The organism is Paenibacillus sp. FSL R7-0313 (assembly GCF_037969885.1).
In the GTDB taxonomy this organism is placed as follows: domain Bacteria; phylum Bacillota; class Bacilli; order Paenibacillales; family Paenibacillaceae; genus Paenibacillus.
Map to the genome: position 1 here is coordinate 3,736,327 of NZ_CP150219.1, position 22,911 is coordinate 3,759,237.

The 22,911-nt window shown below is 46.5% G+C and carries 21 protein-coding genes and 1 other annotated feature; of the genes, 19 read left to right on the top strand and 2 right to left on the bottom strand.

Going from position 1 to position 22,911, the window contains the following annotated elements:
* Nucleotides 1-63 precede the first annotated feature (63 nt).
* From NSQ38_RS16450 to NSQ38_RS16480, 7 genes are all read left to right on the top strand, one after another.
* Complete coding sequence (locus NSQ38_RS16450) at nt 64-813, top strand: pseudouridine synthase (protein WP_062835222.1); 750 nt, start codon at nt 64-66, stop codon at nt 811-813.
* Between the two features lie 134 nt (nt 814-947).
* Nucleotides 948-1,475: a redoxin family protein gene (locus NSQ38_RS16455; RefSeq protein WP_017687661.1), complete on the top strand. Its 528-nt coding sequence runs from the start codon at nt 948-950 to the stop codon at nt 1,473-1,475.
* Between the two features lie 14 nt (nt 1,476-1,489).
* The gene (locus NSQ38_RS16460; protein ID WP_074095663.1) at nt 1,490-3,163 is read left to right on the top strand and encodes a cytochrome c biogenesis protein ResB; all 1,674 of its coding nucleotides are present in this window, start codon (nt 1,490-1,492) and stop codon (nt 3,161-3,163) included.
* Nucleotides 3,160-4,422 (top strand): cytochrome c biogenesis protein CcsA, encoded by a 1,263-nt coding sequence (gene ccsA, locus NSQ38_RS16465; RefSeq protein ID WP_074095662.1) that lies wholly within the window; start codon nt 3,160-3,162, stop codon nt 4,420-4,422. The genes NSQ38_RS16460 and ccsA overlap by 4 nt, the downstream gene beginning before the upstream one ends.
* A gap of 139 nt (nt 4,423-4,561) precedes the next feature.
* On the top strand, nt 4,562-5,278 hold the full coding sequence (locus NSQ38_RS16470) for a response regulator transcription factor (protein WP_036607918.1): 717 nt from the start codon (nt 4,562-4,564) through the stop codon (nt 5,276-5,278).
* A gap of 55 nt (nt 5,279-5,333) precedes the next feature.
* The gene (locus tag NSQ38_RS16475; protein ID WP_253501426.1) at nt 5,334-6,731 is read left to right on the top strand and encodes an ATP-binding protein; all 1,398 of its coding nucleotides are present in this window, start codon (nt 5,334-5,336) and stop codon (nt 6,729-6,731) included.
* A gap of 194 nt (nt 6,732-6,925) precedes the next feature.
* Nucleotides 6,926-11,320, top strand: a complete 4,395-nt coding sequence (locus tag NSQ38_RS16480) for a collagen-like repeat preface domain-containing protein (protein WP_339782966.1) — start codon at nt 6,926-6,928, stop codon at nt 11,318-11,320.
* 194 nt (nt 11,321-11,514) lie between these two features.
* On the opposite strand, the gene serA is transcribed toward NSQ38_RS16480, so the two are convergent.
* Complete coding sequence (gene serA / locus NSQ38_RS16485; protein WP_076209897.1) at nt 11,515-13,110, bottom strand: phosphoglycerate dehydrogenase; 1,596 nt, start codon at nt 13,108-13,110, stop codon at nt 11,515-11,517.
* Nucleotides 13,111-13,309: 199 nt separating this feature from the next.
* Nucleotides 13,310-13,540, bottom strand: a binding site (T-box leader).
* A 335-nt stretch (nt 13,541-13,875) separates the two neighbouring features.
* Between serA and NSQ38_RS16490 the strand changes: the two genes are divergently transcribed.
* From NSQ38_RS16490 to NSQ38_RS16500, 3 genes are all read left to right on the top strand, one after another.
* The gene (locus NSQ38_RS16490; protein ID WP_338587620.1) at nt 13,876-14,469 is read left to right on the top strand and encodes a type II CAAX endopeptidase family protein; all 594 of its coding nucleotides are present in this window, start codon (nt 13,876-13,878) and stop codon (nt 14,467-14,469) included.
* A complete protein-coding gene (locus tag NSQ38_RS16495; RefSeq protein ID WP_338587619.1) occupies nt 14,466-14,918 on the top strand; it encodes a hypothetical protein in 453 nt (150 codons plus the stop codon). The genes NSQ38_RS16490 and NSQ38_RS16495 overlap by 4 nt, the downstream gene beginning before the upstream one ends.
* An 80-nt stretch (nt 14,919-14,998) precedes the next feature.
* The gene (locus NSQ38_RS16500; protein WP_339782968.1) at nt 14,999-15,745 is read left to right on the top strand and encodes a metallophosphoesterase; all 747 of its coding nucleotides are present in this window, start codon (nt 14,999-15,001) and stop codon (nt 15,743-15,745) included.
* 45 nt (nt 15,746-15,790) lie between these two features.
* Here NSQ38_RS16500 and NSQ38_RS16505 read toward each other — a convergent pair whose 3' ends face one another.
* A complete protein-coding gene (locus NSQ38_RS16505; RefSeq protein ID WP_339782970.1) occupies nt 15,791-16,687 on the bottom strand; it encodes a polysaccharide deacetylase family protein in 897 nt (298 codons plus the stop codon).
* Nucleotides 16,688-16,781: 94 nt separating this feature from the next.
* Here NSQ38_RS16505 and NSQ38_RS16510 point away from each other — a divergent pair, with 94 nt between their 5' ends.
* The 9 genes from NSQ38_RS16510 (at nt 16,782) to NSQ38_RS16550 (ending at nt 22,910) form a co-directional block, all read left to right on the top strand.
* Nucleotides 16,782-17,135: a hypothetical protein gene (locus tag NSQ38_RS16510; RefSeq protein ID WP_338587614.1), complete on the top strand. Its 354-nt coding sequence runs from the start codon at nt 16,782-16,784 to the stop codon at nt 17,133-17,135.
* Between the two features lie 187 nt (nt 17,136-17,322).
* Nucleotides 17,323-17,937 (top strand): genetic competence negative regulator, encoded by a 615-nt coding sequence (locus NSQ38_RS16515; RefSeq protein ID WP_338587613.1) that lies wholly within the window; start codon nt 17,323-17,325, stop codon nt 17,935-17,937.
* Nucleotides 17,938-17,980: 43 nt separating this feature from the next.
* Nucleotides 17,981-18,676, top strand: a complete 696-nt coding sequence (gene prsW, locus NSQ38_RS16520; RefSeq protein WP_339782972.1) for a glutamic-type intramembrane protease PrsW — start codon at nt 17,981-17,983, stop codon at nt 18,674-18,676.
* Between the two features lie 114 nt (nt 18,677-18,790).
* On the top strand, nt 18,791-18,961 hold the full coding sequence (locus NSQ38_RS16525) for a hypothetical protein (RefSeq protein WP_167350887.1): 171 nt from the start codon (nt 18,791-18,793) through the stop codon (nt 18,959-18,961).
* A 120-nt stretch (nt 18,962-19,081) separates the two neighbouring features.
* Nucleotides 19,082-20,428 carry a germination protein YpeB gene (ypeB, locus tag NSQ38_RS16530; RefSeq protein WP_339782974.1) on the top strand — a complete coding sequence of 449 codons (1,347 nt, stop codon included), beginning with the start codon at nt 19,082-19,084 and terminating at the stop codon, nt 20,426-20,428.
* Between the two features lie 148 nt (nt 20,429-20,576).
* On the top strand, nt 20,577-21,230 hold the full coding sequence (locus NSQ38_RS16535) for a flagellar brake domain-containing protein (protein WP_338587610.1): 654 nt from the start codon (nt 20,577-20,579) through the stop codon (nt 21,228-21,230).
* Nucleotides 21,231-21,293: 63 nt separating this feature from the next.
* Entirely contained in the window at nt 21,294-21,518 is a 225-nt protein-coding gene (locus NSQ38_RS16540) for a hypothetical protein (protein ID WP_338587609.1), read from the top strand.
* Nucleotides 21,519-21,621: 103 nt separating this feature from the next.
* Entirely contained in the window at nt 21,622-22,326 is a 705-nt protein-coding gene (gene cmk, locus NSQ38_RS16545; RefSeq protein ID WP_315936052.1) for a (d)CMP kinase, read from the top strand.
* Nucleotides 22,323-22,910, top strand: coding sequence for a lysophospholipid acyltransferase family protein (locus tag NSQ38_RS16550; RefSeq protein WP_091018056.1), 588 nt, complete (start codon nt 22,323-22,325; stop codon nt 22,908-22,910). The genes cmk and NSQ38_RS16550 overlap by 4 nt, the downstream gene beginning before the upstream one ends.
* Nucleotide 22,911: the final 1 nt, after the last annotated feature.

Sequence of the window (22,911 nt, forward strand, 5' to 3'; positions counted from 1 at the left end):
TTGGATTATCCTTGTGATTTCCCTGCGTGATGGGTATCATTAGTGTGAGGTGACATGACAAACATGGAAAGATTACAAAAAATTATCGCACAGGCAGGCATTGCATCCCGCCGCAAGAGCGAGGAACTAATCCTGTCCGGCAAAGTAGAAGTTAACGGGGAGGTCGTAACCGAACTGGGTACAAAAGCGAACCCCGAAGAGGATATGATTACGGTTAATGGAAAACCAATCCGCAGTGAGAAAAAAGTGTACTTGATGTTGAACAAGCCAAAAGGTGTAATCACAAGTGCATCTGACCCCGAAGGTCGGAAAATTGTATCCGACTACCTGAAAGGTGTCAAGGAACGCGTATATCCTGTGGGTCGTCTGGATTATGACACAGAGGGCTTATTGATCCTTACCAATGATGGAGAGTTTGCACATTTGCTGACGCATCCGAAGCATCACGTACCCAAAACGTATCATGCAACGGTTAAAGGTGTGCCGCATGGTACAGCTCTGGAGAAATTAAAGACAGGCATTATGCTGGATGACGGCATGACTGCTCCTGCAGAGGTAGAGTACAAAGATGTGGATACAGCCGCTAATGAGTCGGTCATTTCCATTACGATCTATGAAGGACGTAACCGTCAGGTTAGACGCATGTTTGAGGCGATCAACCATCCGGTAACCCGTCTGAAACGGATTTCGTTTGGTGGTATTTTGCTACAAAACCTGAAACGTGGTCTGACACGTAATCTGACCAAAGAAGAAGTCAACAACCTGATTACCCTCGCACAATCAGAACCAGCCAAAAAAATGAAAAAAAGGTAATGTGAGGACACACAATTTTCATAAAACCGCCGCAGTTTTGTGACGAAATTCGCTATAATTGTTCATAGGATGTTCACAGTTGTCTTAGACCAATAAGATGCGAATGCTACAGTCACATAAAAGGGGAGCAGCACATGGGGAAATCAAGAAGAACGGTGCAAATCGTCATTTTGTTATTGATCCTGGTGTTGGGCGGATATGCGATTACCACATCGGTATCCGGCTCGAATGGCAAGCCAAAGGAAGGGGACAAGTCTCCTTCTTTTGAACTGCTGGGCCTGGATGGTCAAGTCCATACGTCTGATGAGTACAAAGGAAAAGCGATGGTGATCAATTTCTGGGGCACGTGGTGTGAACCTTGTGTTAAAGAAATGCCTGCACTTCAGGCACAAGCTGACAAATGGAAGGACCAGGGAGTACAATTTGTCGGAATTAATGTTGGAGAAGACCAGATGACCGTGGATAATTTTGTACGGCAGGTTGGGGTTACGTTTCCAATCATGCTTGACAGGGAGAAAAACTCGGTTCGTGATTTCGGGATCTCTCCGATGCCAACAACATTCTTTGTATCCGACACGGGCAAAATCTCTACCATTCATATCGGTCAACTTGATTTGGACACACTTGACGCTCAAATTTCGCAACTGGCGAAGCAGCCCTGACAGGAGGTCTATTCGTGTTCCAAAATACCAAATGTGAGTGCGGACACCAGAATCCGGTTGGCACTGTACTATGTGAAGCATGTGGAAAACCGTTACTGGAGTCTGAAGCTAAATCGGATGAAGTGCTGGAAATGCGTTATGATGGCATGGCGCGCCGTTCACAGCGTAGTAATCCCAACATCATTGACCGCATATGGAACTTTTTTTCATCCGTCAAAATTGCCGTCTATATGATTGTTTTTACGCTGGTAGGTTCTATGCTTGGTACAATCTATCCGCAAGAAAGTACATTCTTGAATATTGATCCTTCCGTCTATTACAAAGAAACATACGGTCAGTTGGGTCATATCTATTATCTGTTGGGTTTATCCCATACATACGAATCCTGGTGGTTTATTCTACTGCTGGTGCTGATTGGGGCATCATTGGTGATATGCAGTCTGGATCGCGTCCTACCGCTCTACAAAGCACTGAATAAACAGAGAATACGTAAACATACGCAATTTCTGACAAGACAGCGTCTGGTGTACCAAGGTACCATCGAAGAGGCACCAGAAGACTGGATTAAGAAAGCGGTTACGCCGTTGAAAAAGAAAGGATACCGCGTGCACACCCAGGGGGATGCATTACTCGCAGAGAAACAGCGATTCAGTCGATGGGGCCCATATGTCATCCATATTGGACTCATTATATTTTTGCTGGCGGTACTCGCACGAGGGCTTCCAGGTCTGAATCTGGACGAGCACGTCGCTTTTCCTGAAGGTGAGATCAAAAAGATCCCGAATACATCGATGTATCTGCAAAATGAACAGTTCAATGTTGAATTCTACAGTGAGGAAGAAGTACCTGAGCAATTCCGTAACCTCAATAAAACCGTTCCGAAACTGTTCGAAACAAAAGTTGTTTTGTATGAATGTACAGCAGACTGTTCGGATCTTTCGAAGAAACCTCAGTTAGCTGAGGTGGCCAGACATGATGTACGCGTGAATCATCCATTGAATTATAACGGTCTGAAAGCATATCAGTTTGATTATGATCTAACACCCACCATTCGGTCCGTAACGCCTGATCTGGTCAATACAAAGACGGGTGAAGTATATGGGCCAATTAAGATTGATATGGTAGATACCCAAAGAACATTTGAAGCTGGTCCTTATAAGCTCACGGTAAAAGAAAAGTTTATGGACTTTGGATTGGATGAGAATGGTCAGCCCAAATCAAAATCGCCTTCACCTAATGCACCTGCTTTTCTCTTTCTCATCAAGGGACCGGATCTGCCCGAAGAGGGGATACAATATCTGTACTTTGCGAAGCAGATTGACAAACAACGGTTTCAACAAGATGCGATTAACCAACAGTTGATTGGAGCTGAGATTCCTCTACAGCTGGAAGTAGACAGCATGGACAAGGTTGATATTATTCAGTCCGTAAGTTATCTCAATATAAGAGTGGATAAGGCAATGCCTTTTGTGTGGGTAGGAGCCGGTATTGTTATGCTGGGTCTGGTCATGGGTTTTTATTGGCATCATCGCCGCATCTGGATTCGTTTTGATGATAAACAGCTCACCTTGGGTGGACATACCAACAAAAACTGGTTTGGCTTCAGGCGTGAAGTTGCGGCCGTCTTGAAACAGATGAATCTGGAAGTGGAAGAGAAGTCGTTGGATAACGGGGGGAACCAGGCATGAATTTATTGGATTTCAGCAGCGACGCATTTATCGTATCTTTCTTTCTCTATTGTGCTGCATTCTTGTTATATGCTGTCGCAGTCATGGGCAAAAAATGGAGTAATCGTGATCCTCTGGACCATATGAATCGCTGGGGTAAAAGAGCTTTTATCGCTTCGACTGTCGCCTTGGCGGCACATATTGTATTTTTTGTAACCCGTTGGGCTGGGGCAGGTCATATCCCGGTTAGTAACATGTATGAGTTCATGTCTTTTCTGTCCATGATGATTATGGTTGCATTTATTGTTGTATATGCCATATACCGCAAGTCATTACTGGGTTTGTTTGCGTTACCACTTACCATTATTATTATGGCGTACGCCGCTGTATTTCCTCAGGAGGTACAGCCATTAATCCCGGCGCTTCAGTCCATCTGGCTGAAAATTCACGTGACGTTGGCGGCGCTTGGTGAAGCATTCTTCGCCGTGGGTTTTGCCGCAGGGTTCATGTATTTGCTCCGTACTGTTGATTTCAGTGGTAAGGACAAATCTTCAAGACGTCAACGAGGATGGGTTGAATTCACCCTGGTTACGATCGTTGTAGTCATCGGATTCATCGGAACGGTATTTGCCTTTCGTACAGCTGGTTACGAGGCGGTTTTTGTACAGAAAACGGTCAGCATTGACACAGAGGTACAGGAAAATAGTACAATAGAGAAAGTGATTTATCGCATGCCTCCGATTTTTGCACCATATAATAGCGAAGTGGAGAGCATGACACCGTTTCTTGGCATGAAAAAACCTTTACTTGAGACGCCTTCCTGGATGAACGGGGTAAATGCCGGGCGTAAGCTGAATACGGTGGTTTGGTCACTTATTGTAGGTCTGATCCTGTATGGAATTGTACGACTTCTTGTGCGCAGACCACTTGGACAAGCGTTACAGCCAATGATGGATGGAATTGATGCCGATGATCTGGATGAGATAAGTTATCGTGCGATTGCCATTGGTTTTCCGATATTTACGCTGGGAGCATTAATTTTTGCCATGATCTGGGCTCAGATTGCCTGGAGTCGCTTTTGGGGTTGGGACCCTAAAGAGGTGTGGGCATTGATTACATGGCTATATTATAGTGTGTATCTGCATCTGCGTTTATCCAGAGGTTGGCAAGGTCAGAAGTCTGCATGGCTTGCAGTTCTTGGCTTCCTGGTCGTCATGTTTACGCTAGTTGGGGTGAATCTGATCATTGCTGGATTACATTCTTATGCTGGAGCGGACTAGGACAGACTCGCATTGCAAAGGTTGAGTTTAGAAGCGGGAAACACAAACGTACCTTTTTATTAAAGGGTATTCAAATATTGTTCGCCAGATCGAACATAATAGAAGTGATGAGGAGTTATTGCAAAGGGGCTGGAGAGGCATGGCTGAACATGAGAATCGAATACTGGTCGTGGATGACGAAGAGAGAATCCGCAGGCTTTTGAAAATGTATCTTGAAAAAGAAGGTTATGAAATCGATGAAGCTGAGGATGGGGAAACTGCACTGCGTAAAGCAACAGCAGGGGACTACGGGCTGATTTTGCTTGATGTGATGTTGCCGGGTATGGATGGAGTTGAAGTGTGTACCCGTCTTCGTCAGGTGAAATCAACACCTGTTTTGATGCTCACTGCAAAAGGTGAAGAGATTAACCGCGTTCAAGGCTTCGAAGTTGGCGCTGATGATTATGTTGTAAAACCATTCAGCCCGCGTGAAGTGATTTATCGCGTCAAAGCGATTTTGCGTCGAGCTTCCGCGACAGCTTATCTCTCCAAGGAGAGCAATTCGAGTAACAACATCGTGTTCCCGCATCTGGTTATTGAGCATGATGCCCACCGGGTAACCGCTGGTGGCGAAGAGATTAGTCTTACACCAAAAGAATATGAATTGCTGCACTACCTGGCAACATCTCCCGACAAAGTTTTCTCCAGAGAAGAATTGCTCAAAGATGTATGGAATTACGAATTCTTTGGCGATCTTCGTACCGTGGATACGCATGTGAAGCGTCTTCGCGAGAAACTTAACAAGGTATCGCCTGAATCGGCGGCCATGATTACGACGGTGTGGGGTGTGGGTTATAAACTGGAAGTACCGAAGTAGTTTTAGTTTCTGGAGATCACTGGTCGGGAAGTTATGGATCACTATTATCTGCCTTGTGGGTTGTGTACTTATAGCGCTGGGTCTTTTTTTGCTGCCCTACATTGATACGAACTTTGCAGAATCCGAATCCAGAGATATTAAGCGGTTGTTTACCTATATCTGTATTATTGGATTCAGTTTAACCACGTTTTTTGCATTGTTTCTATTCACCAAAATAACGCAGCCCATGCAGCAATTGATTCAGGCAGCCAATGCGATTCGCAAAGGGAACTACGGAACACGTCTCTCCCTGGTAACGAGTGATGAGATTGGTGAACTTGCCAACACATTTAATCATATGGCTGCCCAACTGGAAGATAATATTCGAAACCTTAACCATGAGAAGGAACATTTGGCGAGTGTGCTTCGCAGCATGACCGATGCGGTGGTTACATTTGATGGTGAAGGCAAAGTTATTCTGACGAATCCGCCAGGAGAGAAGATCATGCAGGCATGGTATGATCTCGATTGGGCAAAAATGGACGAAGGACAAGAATCCGAGCAGTCTGACAAGACTTCGCGTGATGTACCTGAGCCCCTTCTTCCTTTGTTCAGAATGGTGATGGAGCAAGGTGGGGACCAGAACTCCAATGTTCATGTACAGCAAGGTGTTTGGTCTGTTCAGATGGCACCGTTGTATGCTGACAGTGTTGTTAGAGGGGCTGTGGCTGTCTTAAGAGATGTAACAGAAGAAGTGCGTCTGGAAAAAATGCGGCGTGATTTCGTGGCTAACGTATCTCATGAGATACGAACTCCGCTATCCATGATGCAAGGCTACAGTGAAGCCCTTTTGGACGGCATGGCTACCTCACCGGAAGAGAGCGAAGAACTGATCCAGGTCATTCATGATGAGTCCCTCCGGATGGGCAGACTGGTTAAAGACTTGCTTGATCTTGCGCGGATGGAAGCTGGACACACGGACATGGTGATGAAAGAAGTTGACCTCGGAGAACTACTTGAACGTGTATATCGGAAGTTCTCGGTGCGTTCAAAAGAACAGGGAATTCAACTACAATTTAAGTTTGAACAACCAACCATTGAACTTCAACAGGCAGATGAGGATCGACTTGAGCAAGTATTTACGAATTTGCTGGATAATGCGTTCAGACATACGCCTACTGGCAAAAATGTAATGATCTCAGCCGAGCGTGTCACTTATCTTCGTGCTCCATTTGTCAGAGTTTCTGTGAAGGATCAGGGTGTAGGTATCCCTTCATCCGACTTGCCATTTATTTTCGAACGATTCTACAAAGCAGACAAGGCTCGTGTTCGGGGAGAAAGTGTAGGTACGGGGCTTGGTTTAGCGATTGTGAAGAATATTGTTGATGCGCATCAAGGCATGATTACCGTCAATAGTGTGCTTGGCGAAGGAACAGAGTTTATTTTGCAATTTCCTTTGGATTCATCGAAATAGCCTGAATTTCATACAAAAAGTGCGGAAACACCCCCTTATGGAGGGTGTTTTTTTGTTGAAGACTACCGTTTAATCTTGTTCAACGTGGAACATGAATGGTCTTTTTTTGACTAAAAAGAGTGTCCAAGATAATTTTCCTTCCTATGTGACATAAGCTTGAAAAGCAAGCAAGATAGAGGAGGATTGAGTTAAGCATGTCCGATGATCGAAAAAGGGTCAATATTAAAGCTTTTCTGGAAGGCAGATCTTTTAGAGCGGGCTCTCCGTTTATTCCAATAACCACAAGCGAACTAGAGCAGTTTGAATCCATACTGCGTTCATTGGCTGTGGCTATTCCTGCTGTAATCAGTCAGCCGACTTCAGCCAATATACTGTCTTTGCAGAACGCATTACGCCAGTTACTTAGTTTTGTAAATCAATCCGGATTTCGTGCCGGAGTAAAGGCAGAATTACAAGCCGTATTGGAATTAACGATTGCAGGTTCAGAGGTTGTCCCTGTTCCTCTTATTAATCTCGCAGGTAACTTGCAAAACTTACTGGATGACTTGTTAAGTGTGACGCTGCTTCTGGAAGTACCTCCTGCAGAAAAAGATAAACTTGTGGGATTAATTCGATCGATCTCCATATCACTAAGCCGGGCCACGACAACTCTTGGAACTGGAGGGATTACCGGACCAGCCGGTCCACAGGGAGTGCCAGGAGTCCCTGGGGTACCAGGTGTCCCGGGAGTCCCTGGGGTGCCAGGGGCCACTGGAACACCCGGAGGAATTGGACCAGTAGGACCGGTTGGCCCAGTTGGTCCACAGGGAGCACAGGGTCCTGCAGGAGCACCTGGTGTTGGCTTGAACAATATTACTGCATATGATCCTGCACTGGGACCAACTTATGCTCAAGGTCAAGTAGTAAGCTACGAGGGTAGTCTTTATGTTGCTAATGTAAACGGTCCCTTGGGTACACCAGGAAGTTCTCCAGACTACACTCTTTTACTGTCGGGTGGAACCAATGGAGCAACGGGAGCAACCGGAGCTGGTTTGACAGGAGCCGTGGCATTTAATGCAGCGCTCGCCCCGGGTTATCCAGCAGGTCAAGTAATTACGTATAACGGTAGTACTTACATTACGAGTGTAGCTGGTCCTCTAGGAACACCGGGATCTTCATCGGATTACACATTAATCGCTGCTGCGGGGGCGACTGGTGTTACTGGAGCCACAGGTGCAGGATTAAGTGGCATCGTGCCATTCAATCCCGCATTAGCCCCAACATATCCAGCTGGACAGATCGTCACGTTTGGTGGCAGTACTTATATTACAAATGTCGCTTCGCCATCGGGTACGCCAGGTACTTCTCCAGACTATACATTGCTTGCAGGTGCAGGACCTACAGGACCTACAGGATCCACAGGAGCATCAGGTGTAACGGGAGCAACCGGGGCGGGACTGACAGGCCTAGTGCCATATGATCCAGCCGTAGCCCCAACGTATCCAGCGGGTCAGGTTGTAACGTTCAACGGCAGTACGTATATCTCGAATGTGGCGTCACCAACGGGAACGCCGGGGACTTCACCAGATTACACGTTGATCGCTGGAGCAGGCGCAACGGGTGTGACGGGTGCAACTGGCGTTGGAGTAACCGGAAGCACCGGAGCATCGGGCGTAACAGGAGCGACCGGCGTAGGTTTAAGTGGTATCGTGCCATATGATCCAGCCGTAGCCCCAACGTATCCAGCGGGTCAAGTCGTAACGTTCAACGGCAGTACGTTTATCGCTAATGTGGCATCGCCAACCGGAACGCCGGGGATTTCACCAGATTACACGTTGCTTGCGGGCGCAGGCGCAACGGGAGTTACAGGAGCAACCGGCATTGGTGGAACGGGAAGTACCGGAGCTACAGGAGCATCGGGCGTAACAGGAGCGACCGGCGTAGGTTTGAGTGGTATCGTACCATTCGATCCAGCCGTAGCCCCAACGTATCCAGCGGGTCAAGTTGTAACGTTCAACGGCAGTACGTATATTGCGAATGTGGCGTCACCAACGGGAACGCCGGGAACTTCACCGGATTACACATTGCTAGCGGGCGCAGGCGCAACGGGAGTTACAGGAGCAACCGGCATTGGTGGAACGGGAAGCACGGGTGCTACCGGAGCATCGGGCGTAACGGGAGCGACCGGCGTAGGTTTGAGTGGTATCGTACCATTCGATCCAGCCGTAGCTCCAACGTATCCATCGGGTCAAGTTGTAACATTCAACGGTAGTACGTATATTGCAAATGTGGCGTCACCAACGGGAACGCCGGGCACATCGCCGGATTACACGTTGCTTGCTGGCGCGGGAGCGACAGGTGTGACGGGTGCAACTGGCGTTGGAGTAACCGGGAGCACCGGAGCATCGGGCGTAACAGGAGCGACAGGCGTAGGTTTGAGTGGCATTGTACCATTCGATCCAGCCGTAGCCCCGACGTATCCAGCCGGCCAAGTTGTAACGTTCAACGGCAGTACGTATATTGCGAATGTAGCATCACCAACCGGAACGCCGGGCACATCGCCGGATTACACATTGCTAGCGGGCGCAGGAGCAACGGGAGTTACAGGAGCAACCGGCATTGGTGGAACGGGAAGCACGGGTGCTACCGGAGCATCAGGGGTAACGGGAGCGACAGGCGTAGGTTTAAGTGGTATCGTACCATTCGATCCAGCCGTAGCTCCAACGTATCCAGCGGGTCAAGTCGTAACGTTCAACAGCAGTACGTATATCTCGAATGTGGCGTCACCAACGGGAACGCCGGGGACTTCACCGGATTACACATTGCTAGCGGGCGCAGGCGCAACGGGAGTTACAGGAGCAACCGGCATTGGTGGAACGGGAAGTACCGGAGCTACAGGAGCATCGGGCGTAACAGGAGCGACCGGCGTAGGTTTGAGTGGTATCGTACCATTCGATCCAGCCGTAGCTCCAACGTATCCATCGGGTCAAGTCGTAACGTTCAACGGTAGTACGTATATTGCGAATGTGGCATCGCCAACCGGAACGCCGGGCACATCGCCAGATTACACGTTGATCGCTGGAGCAGGAGCGACAGGTGTGACCGGTGCAACTGGCGTTGGAGTAACCGGAAGTACCGGAGTCACAGGAGCGACAGGCGTAGGTTTAAGTGGTATCGTACCATTTGATCCAGCCGTAGCCCCAACGTATCCAGCTGGCCAGGTTGTAACGTTTAACGGTAGTACGTATATTGCGAATGTGGCATCACCAACGGGGACGCCGGGGACTTCACCAGATTACACGTTGATCGCTGGAGCAGGCCCAACTGGTGTGACGGGTGCAACTGGAGTTGGAGTGACAGGAAGTTCCGGTGAAACAGGAGCGACTGGTCTTACAGGGTTAACAGGGGCGACTGGAATTACGGGAGCCACGGGACTAAGCGTAACGGGATCAACCGGAGTAACTGGAGGAACCGGGGCAACTGGTGAAACAGGAGCGACTGGTCTTGTAGGGTTGACTGGGGCGACGGGGATAACAGGAGCCACAGGAGTAAGTGTAACAGGCAGTACTGGTGCTACAGGCGAAACAGGAGCAACAGGCGTAACGGGATTGACTGGAGCAACGGGAATAAGCGTAACCGGAGCAACGGGAGTCGGCATAACAGGAAGTACTGGAGTAACTGGTGTCACGGGTGAAACCGGAGCCACAGGTATAACAGGAGCCACGGGAGTCGGCGTAACGGGAAGTACTGGAGTAACTGGTGTCACGGGTGAAGCCGGAGCCACAGGTATAACAGGAGCCACGGGAGTCGGCGTAACAGGAGGTACCGGAGTTACTGGTGCGACGGGTGAAACCGGAGCGACAGGTATAACAGGAGCCACGGGAGTTGGAGTAACGGGAAGTACTGGAGTAACTGGTGCAACTGGGGGAACAGGAGTCACAGGTATAACCGGAGCCACAGGTATAACGGGGGCAACGGGAGTTGGCGTAACGGGAAGTACTGGAGTTACTGGTGCGACGGGGGAAACCGGAGCCACAGGTATAACGGGAGCAACAGGAGTCGGCATAACGGGAAGTACGGGAGCAACAGGTGCAACTGGGGGAACAGGAGCCACAGGAGTCGGCGTAACGGGAAGTACTGGAGTTACTGGTGCGACTGGTGAAACCGGAGCGACAGGTATAACTGGAGCAACTGGTGCAACCGGAACATCTGTAACATCTAACTCGGCTTTTGCTGAGAACACTAATGGTACGATTGTTGTAATATTGGGTGGTACACTCGTTCCATTACCGAATAACCAAAATATTGGCACAGGTATAACCGTCAATGGGACAAATGACACCTTTACACTGACCAATGCAGGTCGTTACTATATCTCATACAAGATAAATCTGACAGCTGCGCTTGCTATCCAATCTCGGGTTTTACTTAACGGTGCAGCAATTCCAGCGAGTGTGGTATCTCCAGCACTTTCTCTCAGCCAGCTGCAGTCTGACTTTATGGTTACCGTTACCGCTGGTTCTACAATACAGTTACAATTATTCGGGCTTGTTGGCGCAGCCGTTCTGTCTCCTCCGGGGTCTACACTAAACATTATTCAGTTAAGTTAATAGTTCGATTACGTATTAAGACTATTTCCATTGACCAAAAGAAGCGGAGTTCATATGGGGTTGAGGGGCACCCCTTTTTCAATTCCACAAATATTTTGTTTGCAAACTTCTTCACCGATATTTCAGCGGGTACACGAAAAAAGACGGGACCACGAGGGGCCCGTCTTTCCTTTTACATATAGGAATATATTTGATTATTCCAGAACAATTTCAACAGCAGTATTGATTTCAGGCAGCGCAGCAAGCTGCACAAGCACATCTTTTGGAACAGCCTTATCTACGGTCAGAATCATGATTGCTGCACCACCAATAATTTTACGTCCAACCTGCATGGATGCGATGTTGACATCGTTTTGTCCAAGCAGGGTTCCTACACGTCCGATAATACCTGGTTTATCGTTGTGAGAGATCAAAATTTGATGACTTTCCGGTGCGATATCTACCGGGAATTTGTCCAGACGAACAATACGCTCTCCATAACCTGCAAGTAATGTACCTGCTACACGACGTTCCTCAGCATCCTGAGTTGTAACCAATGTTACGGTAATCAGGTTAGTGAATCCTTTAGTTGCTGAGGTTTGGCTTACAACCACATTCAGATCACGGATTTTGGCCAGATGCATGGAGTTAACGATGTTGGCTTCCCCACCCAAATGTCTGGCGAGAATCCCTTTCACAATGTAACGTGTGAGAGGAGAAGTATCTACTTCAGAAAGTTCACCAGCATAGTCGATACGAATCTCCTGCACTGCATTTTGTGTAATCTGTGCTGCAAAACTACCCAACGTTTCACCCAGTTTGAAGTACGGCTGCAATTTGTTCATCACGGTTGGTGCAACAGCCGGCATGTTAACTGCGTTTTTAAACGGTTCGTTACGCAAAATGTGAAGCACCTGTTCCGACACATCGATAGCCACGTTCTCTTGTGCTTCTACTGTGGACGCACCAAGGTGAGGCGTAACGATAATGCTAGGGTGATTCAGGAACGGGTGATCAGCGGCTGGCGGCTCGCTTTCGAATACGTCAAATGCTGCACCAGCAACAATACCTTGATCGATGGCTTCGACAAGTGCCATCTCATCTACAACTCCACCACGAGCACAGTTGATGATACGCATGCCTTTTTTCATCACTTCGAATTGTGGACGTGAAATCATATGCCGTGTTTCCGGTGTTAATGGCGTGTGCACGGTCATGAAGTCCGCATTGCGAATGATATCATCTACACTAGCCAACTTCACTTGCAGCTTCTCGGCACGCTCCTCCGTGAGGAACGGGTCGTAAGCAAGAATGTCCATTCCGAATGCTTTGGCGCGCTTGGCAACTTCACTACCGATCCGTCCCATACCCAGTACACCGAGCGTTTTATTTCTTAATTCCACACCCAGGAAGGTTTTACGATCCCACGTACCCTGAATAGTCTTGGCATATGCCTGAGGAATGTGTCGTGCCAATGCCATCATCATGGCAAACGTATGCTCACAGGTTGTGATGGTATTGCCATCAGGTGCATTAATAACGATGATACCGCGCTGTGTAGCAGCTTCCAGATCAATGTTATCTACACCAACACCTGCACGTCCGATCACCTTAAGGTTGGTACCAGCCGTCATAATACGATCTGTAACACGAGTCTGGCTGCGAACCAAGAGGGCATCATAATCACCAATAATGGCAACAAGTTCATCTTCACTAAGACCGGTTTTCTTCTCAACAACAACATCATTTGCATCCACCAGTTGCTGGATACCCAGATCACTGATTGGGTCCGACACTAACACTTTGTACATGGTTTCTTCCTCCTTAGGTATGTGTATCTATATCGTCAAGGTCTGACCTCAGCGAAGAGGTATTCCTTAAAACCAGATTGATTCTTCCGCCCAACAACGCGGTGTCGCAACAGAGGGGGAAGGTGAAACAAATAGAGTGATCCCACAGATATCCTTTAAAATAAATCAAAAAACTCTCAATCCACATACTGCTTGCGCAATAAGGGACGAGAGTTGTCGTGGTACCACCCTAATTCACCGCCGTTTCGCAACGACAGTCTTAGCGGTCAATGAAGACCGAAGAGGATAACGGGTCTAAACCGATTGCACCTACTCCAATTTCAATGCAATAACTCAGGAGCGCTCAAGACCATTTGCCTGCCACCGATTCACACCTACCATCGGCTCTCTGTAAGACGAAGCAACGTCTTTTTTCCATCATCGTGTTTAACGTGACTAATTTTTTCATAATGTATCATGGCTGACATGAGCATGTCAATAGGCTTAAATGTTTTAAATTGTTTTGCAGATGTCTTGCGGTTCATATATAAACAAAGCCATTATAAGCAATACAATAGTTACTGAACATACTACAAGAAGATGAAATATGTGCTGTTTGATGAATCGGATTTTACTGCTTTAATGAAGTAATGACACGGACACAAAACCAGGACTTGGGGCAGGCCTTGAACCTATTTGGTTTTTTGGCTATCATTTAGTATACTATCCGATTGGACAACGTAATTGTTATCCATCAAATTTAACTCAAGAGGACAGACGCATCCGATGAAAAAATTCAAGTTTCCCAAGTTCAAGATTCAGAAGGCTGAGCCACAGCAGCTTACCGAGCGTTTGCTTTTAATCAATCTATACTTTACACAAGGTCTGACACTGATTATCGGAGTTGTGTGGATCTTATTGCAGAAACGAAACTTGTTAGATGTACTCGCATGGCCTGACAATTACCAATTTATATGGTGGGGTCTTGGTCTTGCAGGCGTTATGCTTGTTATGGACTTGGTACTGTCGTATGTTATACCTCAGGAAAGCATGGATGACGGTGGAATTAACGAGATGTTGTTCCGTGGGCGTCCGATCTGGCACATTGTATGTATAGCAGCCATTGTTGCTGTGTGTGAGGAATTATTATTCCGTGGAGCCATCCAGCATGCCATCGGTCCTTACTGGACAAGTATTTTATTTGCAGTTATCCATATTCGTTATTTGCGACACTGGATTCCAACAGGCTGGGTGTTTGTCTCAAGTTATGGATTGGGTTGGATTTACTTGCAGTCCGGCACATTATGGGCGCCTATACTATGTCACTTTATTATTGATTTGGTGTCCGGATTAGCGATACGTTTTCGGAGGGGATCATGAATCAGCCATTAAGTAGAATGAAGACATATGGCAGTCAGCGCCATCGTCAATCGGATAAAAAAGAGAAATCCGAGCGTCAGGTGGCTTCTCAAGTAAGCATCGTTGCTGAAACGGCAGCAGCTGCTGAGGTTGGCGGAATCACACCAATTACTTCCGTTTCTTTACCTAGATCACAGCGCAAGCCTTATACAGAAAAACTGGAAAGTCCAGTACTTCCTCAAAGGGCACCATCACGCTCCAAAAAAACGCCAAATTCAACGGAAGAATCGATCCCCGAAGCGGGTTCGCTTCCTACACGGACAGAATTACATCCTTCACGTCGGCTAAAATTGAGCAAAAGGTTTGTCAATTCACTCATTTTTATTTTTGTCATGTTAACGATTAGTCTGGTTTGGTGGGGGGTTGAAGGGGCACCCCCTCTGAATACGTTCCTTCCTTTGCCGTGGTAGTACTGTTAATCGCAGGTTTAATCATTTTGATAGGAGTTTTACTACTTTTTCATATGTGGCGTGAAGCCCATATTCATCAAATGATTGAAGAAGAGGTTGAAGTACCTCATCTGCCAACATCCTTTGACGGGGCTATGATTTTGTATGTATCCGACACGCACAAGCGCAAACTGAAGCAGAAGGATCTGGAAAACGTTAAAAACAAGGTGGACTGGGTTCTCATCGGCGGGGATGTTGCGGAAAAAGGAATCTCATGGTCTTTGGTTAGACATAACATGAAAATTTTATCGAACATTGCTCCTTCATTTACGGTGTATGGCAACCATGACAAGAGGGCAGGTACCGCTCAACTTGCGCGAATCCTTCGGGAATCGGACGTTAAGCTCCTTCAGGATGATGTGGAATATCTACAAAGGGGCAACGACAGATTGAGCCTGATCGGCATAGACTATCGTTCCAAACAGGGCGATGTATTACTACAGCAGATCGGTAACCGTTTTTGCAAAATTGCTATCGTTCATGATCCTTTGCAGGCCCTTCGCTTGGAAGAAAATGCAGATCTTATTTTAAGCGGTCATACACATGGCGGACAATTGGTTTTACCATTTTTCGGACCTTTGTTCCTGAGCAAAGCGTATCGTCCCGTATCGAACGGGTGGTACTCCCTGAAGCGAAGTCCGGAGGACGTTCACCAAGAAGGCAAAATGCTTGTTAGCAGAGGATACGGTACAAATCATCTTCCTCTCCGACTAGGTTGTCCTGCGGAGATGCATATCATCACGTTAAGAGTGCCCGCGGAAAAAGCACTCACAGAGAAACAGCCTTGATCCATTGGATCAAGGCTGTTTTATTTTAATGTGCAAAATTACAATTTAACGAGCTTCCAATTCAATTGCACGGGGATCAACAAAGGAATAACCTTTCTTTTCGAGCTTGGTCAGCAACTCATCCAATGCTTCAACCGTCCATGGCAACTCGTGCATCAAAATATTGCTTCCGGGATTTAACTGGTCCAATACATTTTGAATGACTTTTTCCGGTTTGTCTTTGGTGCTTTTATCCCAATCGAGCGAACCATTAGACCAAGTCATATACAACATGCCATTTTTCTTCACAGCAGCCTTCAGTGCATCATTTCCCGAACCAAAAGGTGGACGGAAGAATTGCGGTTCCTCACCAATGGTATCCTTCACTATTTTTTGGACATCTGTAACCTGTTTTGCCGCCTCAGCGTTGGACATTTTTTGGAGATCCTCGTGATCCCAGGCATGATTGCCTACAATCTGACCCCGTTCATGTATGAGTTTGAGCAATTCCGGATGGCTTTTTACCCGATATCCATTGACGAAAAATATCGCTTTAGCGTTATGTTTATCTAAAGTGTCGATCAGTGAAGTAATCATTTTTTCTTCTTTGGGTCCATCATCAAAAGTTAACAAGACCACTTTGTTTGGGCTCGCTTCATCGTTTGGTTTAATATAATAATTTTCATTCATATGATACGTCTTTTCCACTTTCTCTTCTGTAGAAACCTTCTCCGAAGATTCAGGTTCTTCTTCTGTCGCAGTTGAATCTTCCGTTGAAGGCTCGGGCACACCAGTTCCGGGTTCTTCTGTTTCAGTTGGGTTAGAGTTACCTTGCTCTTCTTGAACCGTGGTAGTCGATTCGCCCGCTGGTGCGGAATTATCAGATGTTTTTTCTTCCGCTGTCCCACAAGCTGACAGCAGCAAACTTGCAGCAATGATCAATGCGGCGGTATGTCTGAACATGATTTCAACTCGCTTTCCTGTATTTATACGGAATGAGATAGCTCACTCCCGCAAACACTAAACATGATTTTAACACTTGAAGGAGGTTGGTGTAATGAAGACGTCATCCTTTTTTTGGGGTCTTGTCATTGGTGTTGCAGCCAGTTCATGGCTGTCCAAAGGCAAATTGCCCATGATGTCATCGGGTTCATCAAGAAATATGATGGATCAGGCAAAACATAAGATGATGGAAATGACTTTCCCGGGTATGGACGGGTTCACAAGCAAGCAAAATCAACATGGTGAATCCCACAAAAATCCGGCAGCAAAGACCGCAAGAGCAATTACACCGCAGGAAAAAGAAGCGAATATGAGCATGCTCAAAGATTTTATTCGCACCAATCCCGATGTGAAGCATGAAGTTGAGCAAATTTTAAGTCAAACAAACACAACAGTACCGGGTTTATAAACCAAAACCTCCAATTAGAATCATCCACAGTCTGGATTGGCTGTGGAATGATTCTTTTTTTGTCGATTTTACTTCGTGCATTTAGAGGTATAAAATGATAACATAACTACATAGATTTATTTTCAGCACATATTGTTTTGTGCTTCATAATCTGTTATAAGACTTGCTTATAAAGGGGAGATCCTGTATGAAAATAGAACGACTAAGTCACGATAAGATACGGATTTTCCTGACCTTTGACGATCTGAGCGAGCGCGGAATACAAAAAGAAGATATGTGGCAGGAAATACCTAAGGTTCATGAACTGTTCACTGAAATGATGGACCAGGCCTATTCCGAACTTGGATTTGATGCCACAGGTCCACTTGCTGTCGAAGTATTCGCACTTCCCGCTCAAGGGATGGTTGTCATTGTCACACGTGGAAAATATGATCCGCAACAATATGGTTCAGGTCATGAAGATGATCTTCCTGAAGAAGTATATGAAATGGAAGTTACACTCGAGCAAAGCGATTCCATCGTTTATGCATTCAAGGACTTTGAAGTGCTCATTGAAGCTGCACATATGTTGCGTCAGCATGTTACGGATGCTGGGAGACTTTATTCTTATAAAGACAAGTGGTTCTTGCATTTTGAGCCAGATGAGGTAGATTCCACCAAACATGCGGCATTGATTGCTTTGCTTGCTGAATTTGGTGAAGGCTCCTCAATGACTCCGGCAGTTATGGAAGAGTATGGTAAGGTTGTTATTCCTGCACAAGCGATTGATGTTATCTGCACCCACTTCAAACGCCAGGATTAATCTCTAGTTGTAATCGCGTCTTTAGTCAGAGGAGGGAATTTCGGTGCTTTTGTTTTCGGTCTTAGCGGCAGCAGTTGCTCCGGGTCTCGCCTTGTTAACATACTTTTACCTGAAAGACCGTTATGATTACGAGCCACTTCATATGGTATTGCGGGTTTTCCTCATGGGGATTCTGATGGTACTGCCTGTGATGATCATTCAGCGTGGCATGATGATTTGGCTCGGGGATAATCCTTATCTTGAGGCCATTCTGATCTCAGGTGGTGTGGAAGAATTCGTCAAATGGTTCGTACTTTATCATATCATCTATAATCACACCGAATTTGATGAACCGTATGATGGGATCTTATATGCAGTTGCTGTTTCACTTGGATTTGCCACTGTTGAGAATGTGTTGTATGCCTTTGCGGGGAATGCATCCGTCTCAGCCATGTTCCTTCGGGCACTGCTCCCTGTTTCAGGGCACGCTATGTTCGCGGTAATCATGGGTTATTACATGGGGAAAGCTAAGTTTATCGGTGGTAAGAAAAAGCGGTGGTACCTGGTTCTTTCTCTGGTGTTACCTTTTTTCTGGCATGCATTGTACGATGTCATCATGAACACCATGGTGAATCATTGGTTGTGGTTTATAGCGCCGCTAATGGCGGGCCTGTGGTATGGGGCAATGGGTAAAATCACACGAGCTAATAACCGTTCTCCTTTTCGTTTTGTGAAGCGGGAGGAAGAGGTTAAATTATAAAAATACGGACACACTGGTGGACATAAAGCGCATATTGCGCCTATGGCTCCGGTGTGTTTTTATTTTTACGGATAAACTCCCGGGGAATGACCAACAGAAACGGAGATCGTTGTGATGAGAATTAAAATTAAAATCAGATGCAAACAATGCGGTGAACGATTTACATTACGAGGCAAGAAAGAGCGGGGCCGGATTGAGACGGGATTCAAGCAGTGCCTTTGTGATAACAGAGACCAGTTCGAAATTGAAGAAGAGGGCATGGCAACTGGGGTCCAGCTCAATTAAAAGGAGAACCAAACGATACTTTAGCAGCCTGCTTGTGTAAGGACTGGAAATCGCATGCATAAGAGATCTTTCTTCGATCCACAATAGAGGTAGTGGTTTAGAAGAAAGGAGACTCTACCGATGTATAAACGTTTAAGCTCAGTTATGTTTCCGATATTTGCGGTTCTGCTGGTCGGTGCGCTCGTGTGGGGCTATCAGGAGAATCAGGAGAAGAATGCAATTCTGATCAAGGCAGAGAACCAATATCAGCGTGCCTTTCACGATTTATCTTTTCATATGGACAAATTGCATTCGGAGATTGGTAACACCTTGGCGGTTCACTCTACTTCACAGGGGATGCATCGCAAAGGTTTGATGAATGTATGGCGACTCACCAGTGAAGCGCAGAATGAGATTAACCAACTGCCACTCACGATGCTGCCATTTAACGAGACAGAGGAGTTTCTCTCACGTATTTCCAACTTTGCCTACCGGGCGTCGATGCGTGACTTGACGAACGAACCGCTAAGTGAGAAGGAAATGGGCAACCTGAAAAAGCTGTATCAGAATTCATCCGAGATTACCAAGAATCTGCAGGATGTGCAGCAGAAAGTCCTGACGGACCGATTGCGCTGGATGGATGCGGAGACTGCCATGGCAACGCAAGAGCAAACCATGGACAATACGATCGTTGATGGATTTCGTACGGTGAACAAAAAGGTACAGGAATACCCGGAGCTTGATTGGGGTCCTTCCGTATCCAATATCTATGCCAAACGATCAGTCAAGAAACTGGACGGCTTGCCGGTGACCAAAGAACAGATTCAGAGCAAGGCTGCAAAATTCTCTGATGCGGATAGTAGCAAAATCCAAGTGCAGGAGAACGGTAAAGGGACAGACTGGGAGTCGTATACTGCCACGATTGATCATGCCAAGAATGGCAAACTGATGATGGATTTCACGCGTAATGGCGGAATGCTGATCTCTTACAGTGATACGCGTCCAATCGGAACCAAAAAAGTATCTCGTCAGAATGCCATGGCTAAAGCAGATCAATTTCTAATGAACAAAGGTTATAAGGATATGAAGGCTGTAAACTACGATGAATATGGTAACCTGGGTAACCTTACTTATGTGCGCAAGCAAGGGGACACGTTGATCTATCCCGAGAAAATGTCAGTTCGTGTAGGTTTGGATACAGGCGAAGTTACCGGCTTCCAGGCGAGTGACTTTGTCTACGAACATAATGACAAGCGCAAAATTCCGAAAGCAACTCTTACAGAGCAACAGGCGCGCAAAAAGCTTAATTCGGAGTTCGAAGAAAATTATGTTCGCAAATCCCTGATTGAGAATGATTACAGCAAAGAAGTATTGTGTTATGAATTCGGAGGGAAAATTAACGGTTCCCGTTACCGGATATACATTAATGCGAATACAGGATTAGAAGAAGCGGTTGAAGAGATCAAACCGGTCAATGCAACCTCATAAAAAGATGGATAATCTCAATTTGAAGTTGAGCGATTAACTTCGGCAGACCACAATGTGGTCTGTTTTTTTCTTGTTCAATGTGAGAAAGGTCATGGTATAATAGTCCTTGTACATACGAAGATAAATACATAAAGTGGCGGTGAACAGCTTGTTTCCTAAAATAAATGAAATTTTATACATCCAGATTGCTTCTGCAGATGAAAAAGAGGAACACAAAGAGTACAAATCACGCATTGCAGATATGGATGACAGCGGTTTTCTGATTGAGGTCCCGATGCAACAAGGAACCAGCCGTCTGAAAAGGCTCTTTTTCGGAGAGGAATTGTCCATTTCATATATTACGGAGGATGGGGTCCGGCATTATTTTAATACCTATGTCACGGGATTTGAGGAAGATGTGGTCCGTCTTGTCCGTATCCGCAAACCGCTACCTAGCGATATATCCAAAATACAACGGCGCAGCTTTCTTCGTGTTCATGCAAACCTCGAATTGGCCATCCAGAGTGAAGATCTGACCCGTGCCGTCGGATTGACTGAAGATATTGGTGGCGGTGGATTGTCCATCTACGGCGAAACAGGTTTTTCAATAGCTGAAGGTCAAAAACTGAAATGCTGGTTGCTGGTTCCCTACCGGAATTCAACCATTGAACATGTGAATTTTGAAGCTGAAGTTGTGCGGATCAAAACCCTGGAAACCGGCAGACAGCTGTGCATGCTGAAATTTGTGCAGATTTCAGATTCGGAGCGCCAAAAAATTATCAAGTTTTGTTTCGAACGGCAACTTGACTATCGCACGAAATAGGAATGTTGTGGCATAAAGAGAGGGAACTGCGGGTACCGTAATGAAAAAAACGGAGGTATTGCCTTGAATCATCGTCATGCAACCCGCAGATATGAACGACTTTATTATGTTTTCTCCAGGCGAATGGAACGAAAGGTTACGATTCTGATTACAGCCCTTCTAATCCTGCTTGTGGTATATCAATTGCTGCTGTTGGTGCCCGACTTCAAAAAGAATTTGACCACCATTGGCCGCTTGGAAGGAACTCCAATTGAAGTGCAAACGATGAATGATTACAAACGTCGTTGATTTGTCTGTTTTTGCATCCATGTGTAGAGTGTGGTATAATTTTCACGATGCAGGCAATGCCTGTTTTTTTATTGAGGTTTATCGTTTGAGGAGGAATGCCCCGTTGGCAAGCCAGAACACATCAGAGAACGGGAAAATGAACGTTGCAATTGACGGACCTGCCGGTGCCGGGAAAAGCACGGTGGCCCGATTGGTTGCAGAGGCGCTCGCGTATGTATACGTCGACACAGGCGCAATGTACCGTGCGGTAACCTTGCACATGCTTCGGAATGATATTGCGCCGGAAGAAGTGACACAGGTACTTCAGGAAGCCCAAAAGCTGGTCATTGATTTACAACCGGATCCCGACGGACAGAAAGTGTTCTGTAATGGGGAAGAAGTAACCTCGGAAATCCGCTCCCGTGAAGTGACGGGAATCGTGTCCCGATATGCGCAAATCGAGGGGCTGCGTACGCAATTAGTGGATACTCAGCGGCAAATGGCTTTGCGCAAGGGCGTCGTCATGGATGGACGCGATATCGGAACGACAGTATTGCCCGATGCGGAAGTGAAAATCTTCATGACTGCCAGTGTCGAAGAGCGTGCACTTCGCCGCTTCAAAGAACTGGACCCCTCTGAAGGACTGACGTTGCAACAGCTGGAGCGAGACATTGCCACCCGTGACAGATTGGATGAGAATCGGGAAATTTCCCCATTGCGTTGTGCTGAGGATGCTATCGTCCTTGATACAACGGAGATGAACATCCATGAAGTGGTTGACAAAATCGTATCTTATTGCACAATGGTCAGAGGAGAGATCGGTCTATGATTTACACATTTTGCAGCACATTACTGCGGATCATTTATACCATTCTTTTCCGCTTGGAGGCCGTTGGACGGGAGAATATTCCGAAAGAAGGCGGCGTACTTTTATGTTCCAATCATATTAGTAACTTCGATCCTCCAACCGTTGGTATCAAAATTCGCCGTCAGGTGCGTTTCATGGCCAAAAGCGAATTGTTTGAAATTCCGGTACTAGGCCGAATTATTAAAGCCGTGGGCGCTTTCCCCGTTAAACGTGGAGGTGTCAGCAAGGAATCCATCAAAACCTCACTCAATATTTTGCGTGATGGTCAAGTGCTTGGAATCTTCCCCTCGGGAAGCCGTCACAATGATGGAGGTATCGGCAAAAAAGGGGCAGCGAGTTTTGCTCTCCGCAGTGGCGCTACAGTTATTCCTACTGCTATTATCGGTAACTACAAAGTTTTTCGTAAGATGAAAGTTGTATATGGAGCACCAGTAAGTTTGGACGAGTTCAAGGAAGACCCATCTGGAGAAGCTCTGGAGAAGGCGACTGAAAAGATTATGTCCAAGATTAACGAAATGGTGCAAACGGGCGTGCCAAGCAAGTAGT